General features: G+C 41.0%; 18 protein-coding genes. 12 read left to right on the forward strand and 6 right to left on the reverse strand.

The window, feature by feature from the left end:
- The first annotated feature begins 395 nt into the window (after positions 1-395).
- The 3 genes from L2672_RS08830 (at position 396) to L2672_RS08840 (ending at position 2,433) form a co-directional block, all read left to right on the forward strand.
- Positions 396-1,142 (forward strand): hypothetical protein, encoded by a 747-nt coding sequence (locus L2672_RS08830; RefSeq protein WP_248995476.1) that lies wholly within the window; start codon positions 396-398, stop codon positions 1,140-1,142.
- A 67-nt stretch (positions 1,143-1,209) separates the two neighbouring features.
- Positions 1,210-1,863 carry a type 1 glutamine amidotransferase gene (locus L2672_RS08835; protein ID WP_248995477.1) on the forward strand — a complete coding sequence of 218 codons (654 nt, stop codon included), beginning with the start codon at positions 1,210-1,212 and terminating at the stop codon, positions 1,861-1,863.
- Between the two features lie 99 nt (positions 1,864-1,962).
- Positions 1,963-2,433 carry a CYTH domain-containing protein gene (locus L2672_RS08840; RefSeq protein WP_248995478.1) on the forward strand — a complete coding sequence of 157 codons (471 nt, stop codon included), beginning with the start codon at positions 1,963-1,965 and terminating at the stop codon, positions 2,431-2,433.
- Positions 2,434-2,490: 57 nt separating this feature from the next.
- On the opposite strand, the gene L2672_RS08845 is transcribed toward L2672_RS08840, so the two are convergent.
- Entirely contained in the window at positions 2,491-4,020 is a 1,530-nt protein-coding gene (locus L2672_RS08845; RefSeq protein WP_248995479.1) for a DUF3612 domain-containing protein, read from the reverse strand.
- Positions 4,021-4,169: 149 nt separating this feature from the next.
- Between L2672_RS08845 and L2672_RS08850 the strand changes: the two genes are divergently transcribed.
- Entirely contained in the window at positions 4,170-4,688 is a 519-nt protein-coding gene (locus L2672_RS08850) for an aldolase/citrate lyase/malate synthase family protein (protein ID WP_248995480.1), read from the forward strand.
- A gap of 230 nt (positions 4,689-4,918) precedes the next feature.
- Complete coding sequence (locus L2672_RS08855) at positions 4,919-5,857, forward strand: YeiH family protein (RefSeq protein ID WP_248995481.1); 939 nt, start codon at positions 4,919-4,921, stop codon at positions 5,855-5,857.
- Between the two features lie 38 nt (positions 5,858-5,895).
- Here L2672_RS08855 and L2672_RS08860 read toward each other — a convergent pair whose 3' ends face one another.
- The 3 genes from L2672_RS08860 to L2672_RS08870 all read right to left on the reverse strand — a co-directional run bounded on the left by L2672_RS08860 (position 5,896) and on the right by L2672_RS08870 (position 8,174).
- The gene (locus tag L2672_RS08860) at positions 5,896-6,075 is read right to left on the reverse strand and encodes a hypothetical protein (protein ID WP_248995482.1); all 180 of its coding nucleotides are present in this window, start codon (positions 6,073-6,075) and stop codon (positions 5,896-5,898) included.
- 109 nt (positions 6,076-6,184) lie between these two features.
- Positions 6,185-6,826 (reverse strand): paraquat-inducible protein A, encoded by a 642-nt coding sequence (locus tag L2672_RS08865; RefSeq protein ID WP_248995483.1) that lies wholly within the window; start codon positions 6,824-6,826, stop codon positions 6,185-6,187.
- A 163-nt stretch (positions 6,827-6,989) separates the two neighbouring features.
- Positions 6,990-8,174: a cyclic di-GMP phosphodiesterase gene (locus L2672_RS08870; RefSeq protein WP_248995484.1), complete on the reverse strand. Its 1,185-nt coding sequence runs from the start codon at positions 8,172-8,174 to the stop codon at positions 6,990-6,992.
- A 262-nt stretch (positions 8,175-8,436) separates the two neighbouring features.
- On the opposite strand from L2672_RS08870, the gene L2672_RS08875 reads away from it, so the two are divergent.
- Positions 8,437-9,795 carry an isochorismate synthase gene (locus L2672_RS08875; RefSeq protein WP_420833144.1) on the forward strand — a complete coding sequence of 453 codons (1,359 nt, stop codon included), beginning with the start codon at positions 8,437-8,439 and terminating at the stop codon, positions 9,793-9,795.
- A 76-nt stretch (positions 9,796-9,871) separates the two neighbouring features.
- Here the strand turns inward: L2672_RS08875 and L2672_RS08880 are convergent, their stop codons facing one another.
- The gene (locus tag L2672_RS08880) at positions 9,872-11,485 is read right to left on the reverse strand and encodes an AbgT family transporter (protein WP_248995485.1); all 1,614 of its coding nucleotides are present in this window, start codon (positions 11,483-11,485) and stop codon (positions 9,872-9,874) included.
- 440 nt (positions 11,486-11,925) lie between these two features.
- Here L2672_RS08880 and L2672_RS17315 point away from each other — a divergent pair, with 440 nt between their 5' ends.
- From L2672_RS17315 to L2672_RS08900, 5 genes are all read left to right on the forward strand, one after another.
- Positions 11,926-12,060, forward strand: a complete 135-nt coding sequence (locus tag L2672_RS17315; RefSeq protein ID WP_275975000.1) for a hypothetical protein — start codon at positions 11,926-11,928, stop codon at positions 12,058-12,060.
- A 29-nt stretch (positions 12,061-12,089) separates the two neighbouring features.
- Positions 12,090-12,620, forward strand: coding sequence for a LemA family protein (locus tag L2672_RS08885; RefSeq protein ID WP_248995486.1), 531 nt, complete (start codon positions 12,090-12,092; stop codon positions 12,618-12,620).
- 5 nt (positions 12,621-12,625) lie between these two features.
- Complete coding sequence (locus L2672_RS08890; protein ID WP_248995487.1) at positions 12,626-13,534, forward strand: lytic transglycosylase domain-containing protein; 909 nt, start codon at positions 12,626-12,628, stop codon at positions 13,532-13,534.
- Positions 13,535-13,623: 89 nt separating this feature from the next.
- Positions 13,624-15,000, forward strand: coding sequence for a M28 family peptidase (locus L2672_RS08895; RefSeq protein WP_248995488.1), 1,377 nt, complete (start codon positions 13,624-13,626; stop codon positions 14,998-15,000).
- A 19-nt stretch (positions 15,001-15,019) separates the two neighbouring features.
- Positions 15,020-15,283, forward strand: a complete 264-nt coding sequence (locus L2672_RS08900) for a hypothetical protein (protein WP_248995489.1) — start codon at positions 15,020-15,022, stop codon at positions 15,281-15,283.
- Positions 15,284-15,388: 105 nt separating this feature from the next.
- On the opposite strand, the gene L2672_RS08905 is transcribed toward L2672_RS08900, so the two are convergent.
- A complete protein-coding gene (locus L2672_RS08905; protein WP_248995490.1) occupies positions 15,389-16,231 on the reverse strand; it encodes a 23S rRNA (adenine(2030)-N(6))-methyltransferase RlmJ in 843 nt (280 codons plus the stop codon).
- 199 nt (positions 16,232-16,430) lie between these two features.
- Between L2672_RS08905 and L2672_RS08910 the strand changes: the two genes are divergently transcribed.
- Positions 16,431-17,195, forward strand: coding sequence for a class I SAM-dependent methyltransferase (locus tag L2672_RS08910; RefSeq protein WP_248995491.1), 765 nt, complete (start codon positions 16,431-16,433; stop codon positions 17,193-17,195).
- The last annotated feature ends 13 nt before the right edge of the window (positions 17,196-17,208 follow it).

Consider the following 17,208-nt stretch of genomic DNA (forward strand, 5'->3'; position numbering starts at 1 on the left):
TGCGCCATTAATATTTCAGGCTGTATATTTGTAAAAAATCACACAAAACATGAAGCTAATATCATGTTTGGGTTGAATATCGAATAATTATAAAGACTGATGAGTCGCATCCCACATCGCTTTTGATGGGTGAGATCCTACTAACTTAACATTTGTCAGTTATTTTACTGGTCTTGGTTTACGGGTTAGTGTCAGCAGCATTAGTGCATTAATTGTAGGAGGTATTTATAGGAATGTAAAAAACTGCTGGTGGAATTCTTCAGTGGTAACATACTGTTAATCTTTAGCGTGATTAGGTAATATGCGAGGTTGAGGACGACCTCAGCAATGGCTTTATGTGATTGATACTCAACGGGGACGGCCCCATCTGTTAATTATTCAGGTAGGAGCCTATAGTGAAAGTTTTTAATCCGTTGTCTTATATTACATTTTTTATTTTTTTGACCTTCAGTTACAGTCTATTAGCTGCGACCCCAAAACATCAACATGATTCTGATTCTATTCTTGCTCCCAGTATGGGTTTACATGGGATGTTACTTTTTGGCAATGAATCTGCACTTTTTGCCTCTCATCTCCCCATGTTTCACACGCCCCATAATGCACAGGTTATTGTTCAACTGAGCTTTAATCAAAAGCATATTCAGCAGCAAATGATTACCCAAATGGCTCAAGAGCATAGTGACTCTGTTTGGACTATAGTGCCGCAACATTTTGATCTTGCAAGGCTTAGCCCAACAGCAAAGCATGCTATTGATGAATTAACCGTTGATGTATTTGAGGGGCACTTTGAGCGGGGAGGTCACTTGCGTTGGGCTAAGAAAAAAATAAAGCTAGAAAAAGTATTGGTTTTTAGTCCATTAAGTTTGACCGAAGTAGAAGACACTCGAAGTACTACTCATTATTTTACTGTTAATAATAGCGCCTCAGATCGCACGCAGTTTTTAGTTAAAAAATTGACTCACCGACCTGATGCCGACCATATTTTGAAGTTAACTGGCGTAAAACAAGCTTTATCTGAATATTATCAGTTTCCACTCAAAAACCATTTATATACAGAGGTTCAGCAAATTCAGTCGCAGTTTAAAAACAATGAAACAACAAAGGTTTCGCAAATTTATTTAGAATTGAATGAGCTTCAATAAATATTTTGATACTTAGGTAAATTGAAAGTTAACTCATAAATACGTCGAAAAAGTTGTGATATAAATTATGAATATTATTGTTTTTCAACATCATAAATCTGAAGGTGCTGGGCGTATTAGCCAATGGGCAAATGACAGAAATGTGGTGTTGCACCCCTGTTTGGCTCCAGACTGGTTTACTCATAAGCGCCAATTTAATAGTAGGTTTGATGGAATTATTATCTTGGGTGGGCCAATGAATGTGGATGATAATCCACTGTGGATGCGCCATGAGCAGAGTTATATTCAACAGGCTTTAGCGCTACAAAAACCGATATTGGCAATTTGTTTAGGGGCTCAACTGGTGGCTAAAGCATTAGGTGCTGAAATTTATGAATTACCTGAAGCAGAAATGAATTGGCAAATTATCCAGTTTAGCGATAAACGAGCAATGAGCGTACCCCAGTGGCATGAACAAGGTTTTCAATTCTCGTTATCTGCAATAGAAAACCATAGCTTAACAATAGAAGCTCATTCTCCTGCTTGCCCACAACAACTTTATCGAGGTAAAAATGTATTAGGTGTGCAGTTTCATCCCGAGTGGCATGAGGAACAATTAGTGTTGTTACGCGAGGCTTTTAAAACTGACTGCCCGTTTATTAAGTCAGAAAATATTCAGCAACAGCAAGTGTTGCAACAGTGGTTTTTTAGTGAATTAGACTGGCTTTTTAAATCAAGGTAATTTTGCCGCTAAAATGGCTTATTTATATGACACACAGCAAAATCATTAATAGCTAAAAATACTTTCTTCCCCCCTTTAATATTGCAAGGTTTGATATTTATGTCTGTTGAAATTGAACGAAAATATTTAGTAACCGGTGATGAATTTAAAAGTCTGGCTCATAAAGCTACGCGGATTACTCAAGGTTATTTAAATTCAGATAAATCACGTACTGTTCGAGTAAGAATAATGGGTGATGAAGGTTTTTTAACTATCAAAGGGATAAGTAATGCTGCTGGTTTGTCTCGCTTTGAGTGGGAAAAACCAATTAGTCTTGCCGAGGCTAAACAGCTATTAGCGTTATGTGAGCCGGGGATGATAGATAAAACACGATATTTAGTTGAATTTGAAAAACAAGTGTTTGAGGTAGATGAGTTTTACGGTGAAAACCAAGGGCTTATTGTGGCCGAGTTAGAGCTAAAATCAGAACAGCAAACGGTTAATTTACCTCATTGGATAGCATCAGAAGTCACTGGTGACGCCAAGTATTATAATTCCTCTTTAATGAAACTGCCGTATTCACAATGGTAGGTAATTGAGTAACACCCAACCATGGCTAATAAATATAAGCCATGGTTGGATGAATAATTAGCTTTCTTCACATAAATTTTTGCCTGCGGCGTAACAACTGGGTTGCCTTGGGCACACCGCCCCGCGTGAACAAATTAATCGTGCATCATTTTTAATGCCTCGCTCAATCCAATTAATATTAAGGATTTTTGCCACACTGGTGAGATCTTGTTTAATGTGTTTTGGAATCGCAATCGAGCCGCCGCCTGAAACACACGCCTGTTTTAAATCATTGGCAATAGATTGTGAGTCTTTGCCTTGGGCATCAATGGCAGGGTTTAAGTCAATGCCTGCACATAGCACATGTGGGTTACCCGCTGAGTCTTCAACTTTTACCGATTCACAGCAATAAATTCGGGGTTGATTACCGACATTTAATATTGATATTTGTGCTGATGTGCCTGTAGATGGCTCATTGATCATTCTAAATACGGCCCAGTGCTGACAAGGGTCTTCCACCAAACGCATATTACCCCACGGCAGTGGAATACCATTGCCACGGTACACGGCTTTGAGCTTGCCTGGCGCATAAGCATCAAAAAAGTGCCAATGGGGGTAAGGTGACACCACTGTCATTCGGCGCATGGCAACAGAAGCTGAAACTTGTAGTTGTTTATGGACGTTAATTTCATACCCATGACGGTCTAATAATTGCCTGAATGGTACTTTAGGGCACAGTAATGCACCGGCAAAAAAGCTTGATTCAAAGTCACGCCATGCATGTAAAATATCCTGCGCATTTAACGTGTTAGATTGGCCAATACTGTTATCTTCACCGTCTTCTAGTCGGCCAGAAGTCATTACCGATTTTAAACCGTCTTTGTTGTGTAATACGCAATGGCCAATGTGCACCGCTAAATCATATTTAAGTCTATGAGGTCGTTTTTTAAGGGAATTATTTAAATAAATAGTACTGGGAGGCTCAAAAAATGAGGTCACTAATTGGCGTGAACTGGCACCAGACTCGTCTCTAATTTCATGAGGAGTACGGTCTACCCATTTTATAACCAGCCCCATTCTACTGGCTATGGACATCATGTCGTCAGCCATTAATGGCATGCGTTTTAAGCCAACATCTTCTGCTGCACGTTCAAGATCAGGAAAGTGATTTTGATGATGCTCTTGATGGGCGCGAATTAATAAATGGGCAAATTGCCTGCCGGATGTGCCGGTTTGTGACAGCATTTCAGGAATCGCAATTTGTAAAATGTCGTTAGAAAATAAAAAGCTTGGCTCTAGTGGCATGCCGCTAATGCCGCCTTTGTTACCTTTTTCAGGAGTAATCGCGTGATCTTCTGGCACATCGTCAAGAAACCATTCAACTTCTTTTTGAAAAACCACCGCAATGACGGCCAGCATATCGGCACTTGGCACCCGTTTCCCACGCTCAATCATGGATAAGTATGACACCGAGGGCGAGTTGCTAGCGTCGACCCGCATGCAACGAGCTGACAAGTCTTCCATGGTTAAGTTATTGCGTTTACGCAAGTTTCTTATTTTGGTTCCCAAAAAATGGGTCTTTCTCATCAAGCTTTTTTCATTTCTCATTTTGTATAATTCACACTGTAAAATTTTTATTGTGAAATTGTTGTGAAAAATAGCATAGACTAAAAATCAAGCTATGAACAAGGCTTAATTGAAAATCATTTTAATAACGACCTAACTTAACGACCGACAATAAAGAAGAGGATAAGGCTATGAATATGTCTACTCAAGCAAGCACCACAGCGACCCAAAACCTTAACCGCTTCATTGGTGAGCAATTTGTGGCTACAACAAATCCAATGGATCGCGCTATTAATGCCAAAGAATTTTTAGATGCGCAATTCCCATTAGCAACAGGCTCTCATGTAGATGTCACTAGCTATGTGGTTTACTACACTCACCTGTTGGTCTGTTTAAAAGATGGCACCCAATGTGGTTTACAAAACCCTTGTCAATTTGTGGCATTAACGGGGCATAAAAGTGAGCCGACATCCGTGGTATTAAAAAATAATGACACCCATGTTGAGATTTGCTTTGACCGTCAAGGGCCAATGGGCGCAGGTGATTTAGCGCACATTGAAGATATTCAGGTAGAAATGCCAATCAAAAATTTGCCAACACCTTACAAGCAATGGATCAGCTTATTACACTCAAGCTGCAAACCTACAGAAGGAAGTTGCAAAGCCTTTACGGCTAAAGATGGCACTGACTACGCTTTGTATCAACGCTAAGTCATGCTGAAAGCAGCAAAAAACCGCTCGTGTTAGCTAACCTTTTACAAGCAAGATAGGTTAAATAACTCGGGCGGTATTCTTGTGTGACTCTGTAAAAAAATCCGTTTCAGTTTATTGAACGACAAGTTGAATTATTTAGAAATGGCATAAAATAAGCGACAATTTTTATCGTCGCTGTTTAAGCATCTTGTTACAATGCCCCATTGCATGACGATTATGTTTGCTTAATGAACCCATCATATTTTTCTAATTATAAACTCTGGCTATTTTTCATTTTAGGTGGATTTTGCCTAACGCCATTGATCTCATCTCCCATCGCATTGTTAATGGGGTTTACCCTTGCCAGTATTGGATTAGTCCCCAAAAGTGTCGACTTAGGTAAGTGGACTAAAAAATTGCTGGCCTATTCGATTGTAGGCTTAGGGTTTGGCATTAACTTACCTGAAGCCATTGCGGCAAGTAGCCATAATTTAGGGTTAATTGTTGGCTCCATCTTTTTCACATTAATTTTGGGTTATGGGCTTACTAAAGTTCTTGGTTTAGATAATAAAACGGGCCATTTAATTAGTTGTGGTACGGCGATTTGCGGAGGCAGTGCCATTGCCGCGGTTGCCCCAGCAATTAATGCTAAAAACGATCAAATTGCGGTGTCGTTAGCTTGTATATTTTTATTGAATTCGGTGGCCTTGTTTGTGTTTCCCACCATTGGACATGCATTACAGTTATCGCAATATGATTTTGGCGTATGGAGCGCTATTGCCATTCATGACACCTCATCGGTCGTTGGGGCGGCTGGAGCTTATGGTGATGAAGCATTGAAAACCGCCACCACAGTGAAGTTGGCTAGAGCGTTATGGATTATTCCGGTGGCGTTATTGAGTGCAGTTGCTTTTGGCGGTGATAAAAGTAAAGTTTCTATCCCGTTATTTATTGTGTTTTATTGTGTCGCTATTTTGGTGGCCTACTTTATTCCCCAAGGTCAGCCTGTTTATGAGGTGCTGTTTGAGGTGTCTAAGCAGGTATTGGTATTGTGCTTATTTTTAATCGGCGCCGCTATTACCGTGAAGAAAATGCGCGCAAATGGCCCTAAACCACTATTACTTGGGGTATTACTTTGGGTGGCCATTGGCGGGGTGTCTTTGTGGTTTATTGTGACGTTTCAATAAATCATAACTATTGATAAGGCTAATTCGTGTGATAAGGCTTATTCGTGCGGAGGAATATCGGGTTTCGCTAACGCCAGCCAGATTAACGCACCAAATGCCAGTAGCTCAATTAAGGCACGGGTTAAGCCAGTGGTTTGAATCGATGCAATGACAGCAATCAGGCAAAGGGTAATAATTGCCATAATTTTAAATCGGCGTGATAACCAAAACTGTGCCATGTTGACCTCTAATTGATACTGTATGGGCAATATTATTAGAGAGGCTTAGTGGTGTTTGCCAATATCAATTTTTACTAACTCATAACTTTTCAGTTGCCATAAGGGCTTATTAAGCCTGATAAAGGGTTTTCTGGCGAGGCGGATTAACGGCCTTATCAACTAATGCTTGGCTAATAATTGAAAATACACAATAACCTAAAAAGAAGTAAAACCCAGGTTCTATGGTCGAACTGGTGACAAGAATGTCTCCCATTCCGGCAGATGCATTACCCGCCATATACACCACAATAAGCGCAACCACAAAAACATCGGCCATTGACCATTTGCTGATAGCTTGCATAATATTGATTAAATAGGTTTTAGTCCTACCTCGGGTTAAATTGACGCCTAACATGATCAGTAATTTAATCGTGGGAATAACTACACTAAATAACCCGACTAATACGGCAACAAAGATATTACTCGATCGGTATAACTCCTCTATGGTTTCAAGAATGCTGCGGCTTTTATGAAATACCGCCACTTCACCTTCAATATCATCAAAGCCAAACATTGCTACCGCCATATCAAGCATATTTCGGGCGTTGCTGTTGGGTTCAGCTGAAAGGTTTTCAGCCAACATATCTAAGCCTGCATCGACTAACTCTGCTTTTTCTATGGTGCCATTTATGGTCAATATGGGTTGTGTAACCCCTGGAATAAGTAGCGCAAGCGAGACAACAATAAATAAAATTGACGTGATGAGTTTCATAGACAAATCTGTGTGTGGGCTGGTGGAGTTATTTTTGCTTGTTTAGCGAGGTTTTACCAGAGTGAATTAATGGCGAGCCAGATCTTGTTTTTTACAACTTATCTGGCTCAACTCATATGCGCTGACTTAACTTAGCGGCTTTATTGTGAAGATGTTTTTATTGTTAATAAAACGGTGAAGGGTCAACATCTAAACTGCTGGGAGAGATACCACGCTCAATATTTACGTCAGATTTTAATAAATCAACCATGGTGACATCTGTGTAACGTTTATGTTTTTGTGAATAGAAACACTTCACTATTGGATGTAGCACGTCTCTATCTTTTGCTTCCCAGACAATTCCAACTCGTTCGTCAGATAATAATACCAATGAGCCAACAGGATACACTCCAATGCAGCGAATAAACTCGTATACTAACTTTTGATCGAGGTGGAATGGTGTCAGGCTTAATAATATTTTAAATGCTGCCGCAGGGCTCATGGCTTCTTTATAACAACGTGTTGCGGTTAATGCGTCAAATATATCAACAATGCAGCTCATTCTGCCATGCAGTGGTATTTCATCGCCTTTTAAGCCTTTCGGATAACCATTGCCATCGAGTTTTTCATGATGCATCAGGCAAACATCTTGACTAATTTGCGACAGACCAACAGTGTCTTTCATGATATCGATAGCATAAATTTGATGTAGCTTCATATGCTCAAACTCTTCGGGGGTGAGCTTACCTGGCTTATGTAAAATTTTGTTATCCACTTTTATTTTGCCAATATCATGCAAAATTCCACCTACAGCCATTTGACGTAAAGTGTCTAGCGGTAAAGCTAGATGTTTGCCAAACGTCACCATTAAAAAGGCCACGTTTATAGAATGTTCAAGCAAATAAGCATCTTTAGTTCGTAGGGCTGAAATACATTTAAACGCATCGGCATCATCTATGACTGACTCAATCATTTTGTCAGCGACACGCTCGAATGGTTCTACTTGAACGGCTTTACCTTCAAAAGTTTCAGATAATACTTTTTTGATTAAACCTTTAGCTTCATCTAGCAGTAGACTGGCTTGATGTTGCCTTATTGTACGGTTGGCTTCGGCTTTTTTGGCTAATGGTTTAGCCGTAAGGGAAGTTTTTTTTAGCCCACAGCTGTCTGAAGATCGCTCAACATCTACCCAAACAAGCTTAATATTGTTGTTAATGAGCTTTGTTATCGCATCACGGGACTTTATTTGTCCTGGGTTGGTAATGGAGACAGAGTTATTATTTTTATCTATTGCCGTCACGTACATGCCTAAATTGAGTTTAGACACGGGAACTTTAACGATGTTGGTAGATTCAGTTGAATCACTCATTTTGCGGGCAACCTCAGCGCAAAGTATAAAGTAAGAAAAGCTTGTTGATGAAATCAGTTTTCATTTATCATTTCGCGCTTATTTACGCATTTTTATGTCGTTTTGCGCCAATATTTTATAGCATACGTATAAATTTATCGCATGGATTCACTAATATTAGCATATTCGCTGATTATAGATCACAGCATATTGTGTTGTTGATTGACACTGAATCTTAGGTTAATTAACGTTGTCCGGTTTATACCATGTTCAGGAGTTGATATTGTCTGGCCACTTTTTTAGTTCACAATTTGAAGAGTTAAAGCAGAAGCTTGAGCAGGTAATGCAAGCTGCTGAGATAACTCCTGTTGTGCAATTATCTGTTGAAGCCCCAGCAGTGCCATTACTGTCATGGTTGAGCGCGCAAACTCAATATCCTCGTATTTATTGGCATGGTCGTGATAAAGCAGAAGAAATTGCTGCAATTGGTATTTGTAAGCAGTTTTATTATCAAGATGAAGTCGATGATCATCAATTAGCGCAAGATTATCAGTCGCAACGAGGTAAAAGTGGGGGGCAAGACTTACGCTATTACGGTGGTGTGGCATTTGACCGCTCGGTAGAGTGCTGGCCTGAATTTGGCCGAGCGCGATTTGTATTACCGCGTATTGAACTGCGCCGAAGTGGCCCTAAAGTTAAAATATTACTTAACCTCAATTTTGAGGCTAATAATAAGCAAGATGAATATCATCTTGCGCTTGAGGCTATTGATAATCTGCAAAAGCCAAAGCCATTAGCTCCCCCAAATAAAACCCGCTTAATGAGCCGCAGTGATTTGCCCGATCAACATCGCTGGCGCGAACTTGTTGAACAGGTAACCCAGCATAATTTTAATCAAACTACGCCTAAAGTGGTGTTGTCGCGCCAAACGCAAATTGATGTAGCAGAACCGGTTGACCCATGGACTGTGCTAGCGTGCTGGCAAGGTAGAAACCCCAATAGCTTTCAATTTGGTTTTCAGTTTAGCCCACAAAGAACCTTTATTTCATGCTCGCCTGAGCGCTTATACCTTCGTCGTCAGAACGAATTATTTACAGAGGCGTTAGCAGGGACAACAATACGTGGATTAAACCAAGAAGAAGACGATATTTTAGCTCAACAACTGCTGGATGATGTGAAAAACAGTCATGAAAACCAGTTGGTTAGGCAACACATAGTTGGCGCGCTTAAACCGCTAAGCCAATATGTTGGTGCCGAAGAGCAAGCTAAAATTTTTAAGCTGACCCATATTCAACACTTACATCGTGCTATTCGTGCTGAGCTTAATGCTGGTGTTAATGATTTTGACTTACTGCGCGCCTTACATCCAACCCCAGCAGTAGGGGGGTTACCGCGTCAAAATGCGATGAACTTTATTCGCCAACGTGAAGGCTATGCCAGAGGCTGGTACGCAGGAGCTTGCGGTTATTTTAATCATTATGAGTCTGAGTTTTCTGTGGCAATTAGAAGTGCGTTAATAGAACCTAATCGTATTAACTTATTTGCAGGAGCGGGCGTAGTTGCTGGCTCTGATCCTGATGCAGAGTGGCAAGAGTTGGAAAATAAGTTAGCGACTATTTTATCAATTCTTATCGACTTTTAACGCTTATAACTTAAACTTAAAACAATAAAAAACGCATCATAATTGATGCGTTTTTTTGTTTATAAACTGCAGCTTACTATGGTGTGTAATAAGTTGCGGCATTCGGACCCACTGGTAAGCCTAGTACAAAGACCCACAAGAAGAAAAATAGAGTCCAACCAATAAAGAACACAATGCTATATGGCAGCATTGTGGCAATTAAGGTTCCAATGCCTAAATCTTTCTTATATCGGCACGCGACCGCTAAAATCAGTCCAAAGTAACTCATCATTGGCGTAATCAGGTTGGTCACCGAGTCACCAATTCTATATGCCGCTTGAATCGTTTCTGGCGCGTAGCCTACTAGCATTAACATAGGGACAAAAATAGGCGCGGTAACCGCCCATTGCGCTGAAGCACTCCCTAACATTAAGTTAATAAAGCCACATAACATAATAAATAGCACAAATAACAATGGCCCAGTTAAGCCAATACTTTGCAGTGCTTGAGCACCACCCACCGCCAGTACTGCACCTAAGTTAGTCCAATTGAAAAATGCCACAAACTGCGCAGCAAAAAACACTAAGACAATGTACATGCCCATGGTGCTCATGCTGTGTGACATTGCATCAATCACATCAGTGTCTTTTTTCATGCTGCCGACGACTTTACCGTAAACTAGGCCTGGAATAGCAAAGCCGATAAAAATAAACGCCACAATCCCTTTTAGAAAAGGTGAACCAGCCACTAGGCCGGTATCTGGGTGACGTAATGGGCCATTTTCAGGAATAATGGTTAGGGCTAATATGGCAGAAAAAACGAGTACTGATAAACCTGCTAGCTTTAAGCCGCGTCTTTCAATGTCAGTCACTTGCTCCATAGTTTGATCTTCTAAGTCACCGGCCTCACTAGCATCGTATTTGCCGAGTTTAGGCTCAACAATTTTTTCAGTGACTAGTGCACCTAAAATAGTGATTAAGAAGGTCGATACAAACATAAAGTACCAGTTAACTTCAGGGCCAACCGTGTACTGAGGATCAATCATTTGTGCTGCAGCTTCAGTAATGCCTGACAATAGTGGGTCAACAGTACCCAGTAATAAGTTAGCACTATATCCACCTGAAACCCCAGCAAATGCCGCCGCTAGACCCGCTAAAGGGTGACGGCCTAAAGAGTGGAATATCATGGCAGCCATAGGAATCAGCACCACGTAACCTAGTTCAGAGGCCGTATTTGAAACAATACCTGCAAAAACAATGGTGTAGGTTACTATGCGCTTAGATGTTCCCATGACCAATAAGCGCATTGCAGCTGATAATAAGCCTGAACGCTCAGCAATACCGACACCTAATAGCGCAACTAATACCGTGCCTAACGGGGTAAAACCGGTAAAGTTAGTCACAAGTCCTGAGACTATTCGTTGTAACCCTTCTGCACTCATTAAGCTGACAACATGAATCAGTCCATCAGGGCTGCGGCCTGCTGTGCCTTCTGGGCGAGGGTCGGCAACGGATAATTCGAAATATCCTGCAATACCGCTTATCACGACAACGGCTAAACAAAATGTGGCAAATAAGGTGATGGGGTGAGGTAATAAGTTACCTAGTCGTTCGACAATATTTAAAAATCGAACAAATGCTCCTGATTGAGCGATGGCCTCGGGCGAAGTGTTGTTTGCTTCTTCAGCCTTAATTGGGTTTGAATGACTCATGCTTTTCCTTCGTTCGGCTTTACCTCATCGCCAGTAATACATTTTGTTGTATTTTTGTTTTATGGTCGTGAGGCTTGATTATAAGATTGTGCCAATTTAGTAGCCTACAGAGCAATGGTTAATTGAAACTTAATATTTTTTTGATGTTTAAGTCTATTTGGACGCTAAAAAAACATTTAGTTAATAAAATGTGATGTTTCAATTCGATTAAATAGCCTTTTATGCCGTAGATTATTGTAAGGCGGCTTAAAATGTATACAGCAGAAGGTTTGCTCAAGGATTTGATTTTAAATGATTAATTTTATTTATGCGGATAATCATTTTTAAATAAATCAATTTAAGGTTGAGTTATGTCTTTCTTGAGTTGTAATGTGGCTTAAATGTCGAAGTTGTCAACAATATGTTACTGTGCGGTGGTGTTTTTTTGGAGGTTTTTTGTAATGCATATTGTTAATGACATGAATTTCGGTCATTTTATGCTTATTATGATGAGAAAAAGCGTCATTCAAGCTATGGCATCATTAAACGCTCATAAGAATAAAGCTTATGCACAAAAGCCAAGTGATGAAGCATAGTGTTCAATAAAATGATTAAGGAAGTCTATATGAAAGCCCTACTGCTAAGTATTAGCTTAGCCGTGATTCTTTGTTACCTTTGGTACGCTAGCTTGGTAAAAAAACGCCAGTCTGCAATTGATACGTTGATGGCATTAAGCCTGAAAGTAACTCGTAGAATTGAAATTATAGAACAGTTAATTTCTGTAGTGACCCCTGATTCACCACATCATGCAGAGGCCGAAAAAATTCGTCAGCAACTTACCTTTATTCATCAAAAAAATGCTTGGCCAAATAAAATTGATGATAACTTGCCCAGCTATTTAGCCGCGTGGTCTACAATTGATCAACAATGTAGTGCGGCGTTTAGTTTGATAGATGAGCATCAAGTCTCTGAATCGTTGGTGAACGAATATGCTCAGTTGGCGCTCGACTTCCAAAATGCTAACCAGTTTTATAACCAAGCAGTAACCGATTTAAATCAAGGGGTAAATATGTTTCCGGGGTCAATAGTGGCAAAGTTAGCAAAAATTTCAGCTATGCCTTTAATGGAGCAGTCAAGCGACCAAAACCTTGGGTAATTTATGTGAGAACTTTGATGGCTCCAGTGAGTAATTTACGCAGCAACTGCATTTTATATTTGGCCATAATCACATTGGGAGCCTGTTACTTTTTATCGTCTGGGATTAATGCTGCAGAAAATCAAACCTTAGAGGCTTCATCTTCGAAAAACCCTTCTAATAAACCGAAAATAAAAGCGCTTTATCACGGCGGTTCTGAGCAATTTAGCGTAAATAAACCCACGAACCCTCAAGTGAAGCCAAATCCACAATCAACATCCGTGGTATTAGATAATGACTACCCATTACCCCCAGCTGACCTCTCTACACCTGCCAAAAAACAATTAAAGGCGACGTATTCAGAGCATGGAATTTTGTCTGACTTAGGGGTTTCTAAGCGCAAAGTCTACCAATATGAAAAAAACGGCATTACCGCGTTTACTGACAGCCAGCCTAGCCATAACAATTTCCGCATTTTATTGTATGAATGTTTTGCGTGCAGACCCGACTCTACAATTGATTGGTATAAAACCCCTTTGTTTACAACAAAATACTCTTATGAAATTAGCCAGGCTGCACGCCGTTATCATGTTGAGCCCGCCCTGATCAGGGCGGTTATTCATGCTGAATCTGCTTTTAGAAGTAATGTGGTGTCAAAGGCTGGTGCAATGGGGTTAATGCAACTGATGCCCGGTACGGCAAAAGATATGCAGGTGAATGATGCGTTTAAAGCAGGACAAAATATTCTGGGAGGGAGTCGTTACCTTGCGATGTTATTAACCCGATTTAATGGCAATATGGAATTGGCCTGTGCAGCCTATAATTCAGGCCCAAGTACGGTTGAGCAATATAATGGCGTTCCGCCCTATCCAGAAACCAAGGCCTATGTGCAGCGGGTTAAAATACTTTATAGTCGGTATCGTAAAGTCAGCTAATTTCAACAGATTTATGTCTTAAGATAAATTAAGTCTTATAAAAACAATAAATTAAATTAATCAGACTAAAGGTTAAATTGGGAGTATATATGTCTTCAGTATCAGCCAAATGGCTTGTAAGTGCCATTTCAGCAAGCTGTTTATTCGCCGCTAGCCACACCGCAATAGCGCAAACCGCCCCATCTCAGGAAGACAGTCGCTTATATGATATTGCTACAGCGCCTAGTGCAAAGCGCTTAAATCAAGATGTACAAATATTAGTGGATTTTGGGACACGACATACTTTATCGCAAACCCAATCAGAGACCACAGGCATTGGTGCAGCTAGACGGTGGATTGAGGCTGAATTTAACCGTATTTCAACAGCCTGCGGTAACTGCTTAGAGGTGATTACCGTATCTGAAACCGTGCAAGGTAAGCGTATCGACAAACCGACTGAAGTGGTCAATGTGATTGCGATTCAGCGAGGTCAAACAGATCCGAATCGAGTGGTCATGATGAGTGGCGATATTGACTCTCGGGTGACTGACGTACTGGATGCAAGCTCCATTTCCCCAGGTGCCAATGACAATGCCACCGGCGTAGCAGGGGCTATTGAGGCGGCACGGGTATTATCGCAATATCAGTTTAATGGCACCATTGTATATGCGGCATTGTCTGGTGAAGAACAAGGTTTATATGGCGGTGAAATACTGGCTAACTATGCTAAAAATCAAGGTTGGCAGGTACAGGCCGTACTGAACAATGACATGATTGGCAATATTGCCGGTATTAACGGGGTCATTAATAACTCAACTGTGCGGGTATTCTCAGAAGGCGTTCGTTATGTTGAAACACCAGAACAAGCTAAGCAGCGTTATTTTAGTGGCGGGGAAAATGACTCAGCATCGCGCAATTTAGCGCGTAAAATTAAGTCTTTAGTTGATCAATACATGACAAACCTTGATGTGATGTTGGTTTACCGTTTAGACCGATTTGGCCGAGGCGGGCACCATTTACCGTTTAATAAGGCGGGGTTTCCAGCGGTACGTGTGATGGAAACGAACGAACATTATGATCGCCAGCACCAAGATATTCGCACCGAAAACGGTATTGAATATGGTGATGTGATTGAAGGCGTTGATTTTGACTTTACCGCCAAATTAACTGCGCTTAATGCCATTAGTTTAGCGTCAATGGCGTGGGCACCAGCACCACCAACACAAGTTGAAATTAAAGGCCAAGTGGCACCCAGCACCACATTATCTTGGGCGAAAACACAAGATGACACCGTTGTAGGGTACCGCGTATATTGGCGCTTAACCACTGAGCCAGAATGGACCCACAGCCGCTATGTTGGCAAAATAAATGAATTTACGTTAAAAAATATGGTCATAGATAATTACTTATTTGGTGTTGCTAGTGTGGCCGCCAATGGTAACGTTAGCCCCGTAGTATTTCCTGGTGCAACGGGAGCATTTTTTTAATCAGGTTTGAGGACGTTGTATGAAAAGGATTTTAGTTGTCATGGCATTAACACTATTAGCGGGCTGTAGCAGTAATACTGCTTCTAAGTCCGCTTACAATGCCGGTTGTGATTTTGTTAGTGGAGCTTATGGCAATCAACAGAGCCGACAAGAGTCAGAGTCTGCACCTGGATATGAGCCTTACCGTCATAACACCAAAAATAATGATGTGGCTTCTGGGGTATTGAGCGCCTTATTTGGGCTGATCGCCCGACCTTTATCTGACAATGATGATTGTGTTTAAACAGTGTTGAGAGGACATCGCCAATTTGCAGGTCAAACTGGCGATGTTATGGTTCAGAATGATAAGCGGGTAAATAATCTCGAGAGGTGAATAAGCAACTTTGCTTTATTCACCCACTTCCCATTCCACTTTAACGTGGCCATCAGCATGGCTTAAAAGTGGCTCTAAATAGGTTAACGCTTCAGTGGCGAGCTCATCTATTTGCCAAGGTGGGTTAATTATCCATAACCCCGCAGCAGTCATGCCAAATTCATCACTATCTGCATGAATAGCTTGTTCAATTCTTAATTGCTTTTTAATGCCACTGTTTTTGAGTAAGTTCAGCATGGCTTCAGTTTGCTCACGTTTTACAACGGGATACCACAGCATGAATACACCGGTAGCAAACTTTTTGTGCGCTTTAATGATGGTGTTGGCGACATCAATGTAATCGGACTTAATTTCATAGCTTGGGTCAATTAAAATAACCGCTCTGCGCTCAAGGGGAGGTACAGCGGCAATTAACCCTTTAAGCCCATCACCTTTAATAACTTTAACTTGTTTGTCTTGCTCAAAAAACTCGGCTAGCAAGTCATGGTCAGTACCGTGTAATTCATGTAAAAGCATACGGTCTTGTTCACGAAGTTGGGCATCGACCACACTTGGCGAACCAGGGTAAACCGACAACTCGTCATATTCACCATTAAACAGTTTTACCGCTTCTACATAGTCAGCAAGTGCGGTGGGTAAATTAGTGTTATCCCATAATTTGGCGACACCGTCTAAATACTCCCCTGTTTTTTGGGCGAAATCGTCAGTTAATGAATAAGCACCTGCGCCAGCATGAGTATCAATATAAACATAAGGTTTATTCTTTTTCTGCATAGATTTAATGACTTGCAGAAGCATTGAATGCTTTAAAACATCGGCATAATTGCCAGCATGAAAACCGTGGCGGTAACTTAACATGTGTTATTCCAACTAATATGAACAGTAAATAACTGTGTGATAATGGCATTATACTGAATCGGTAATTAGATGCGTAGCGGAATAATTAACCCAATAACAATGGCAAACGGCTAACCTTTACTGAGCGCATTAGGGGATACGTTTTAACATACGTTCTGGCATAATAGCCGAGCCGTTCATTTTCTTTGAGTAAACCACTTTGCAAACAGCGATATTTTACAATCAACAGTACCCAAGCTTAGTCGATATATGTAGCCGTTGGAATTTAGTGTGGGACAAAGAGGCACTATTTGAGCTACGTTTTGAGCAAAACCAATTAACGTTACACAAACGCGACGAACCCAAACTAGACGGAATTTTAGTGGATTTTGTGTCAGGCGCTGTAGCGCATAGACGTAAGTTTGGTGGTGGTCGTGGGCAATCTATTGCAAAAGCGGTGGGTCTAAAGCAAGGGATAACGCCTACTGTGGTTGATGGCACTGCGGGGTTAGGCCGTGATGCTTTTGTATTAGCCAGTTTAGGCTGCAAAGTTATTATGGTTGAACGCCACCCTGTTGTGGCTGCGTTATTAGAGGATGGACTGCGCCGCGCTTATGAAGATGCAGAAATTGGACAATGGATGCAGCAACGTATGAGCCTATTTCATGGCTCTAGTATTGAAGCTTTACATGATGCGGCAGCAAAATCGGGCGAACAAATTGATGTGGTGTATTTAGACCCCATGTATCCTCACCGTGAAAAATCGGCTCAAGTCAAAAAAGAAATGCGTGTATTTCAAACGTTAGTGGGGGCAGATTTAGATGCTGACGGCTTACTTCCTCCTGCCTATGAATTAGCTTCCAAACGCGTAGTGGTCAAGCGTCCCGACTACGCCGAAGATTTAAATAACCAAAAACCGACTATGGTCATAGCCACCAAGAAAAATCGATTCGATGTTTATGTGAAAGCCTCAATGACCTCATAAAATGATGATAAAT

Source organism: Shewanella gaetbuli, from assembly GCF_023284065.1.
Taxonomy (GTDB): domain Bacteria; phylum Pseudomonadota; class Gammaproteobacteria; order Enterobacterales; family Shewanellaceae; genus Shewanella; species Shewanella gaetbuli.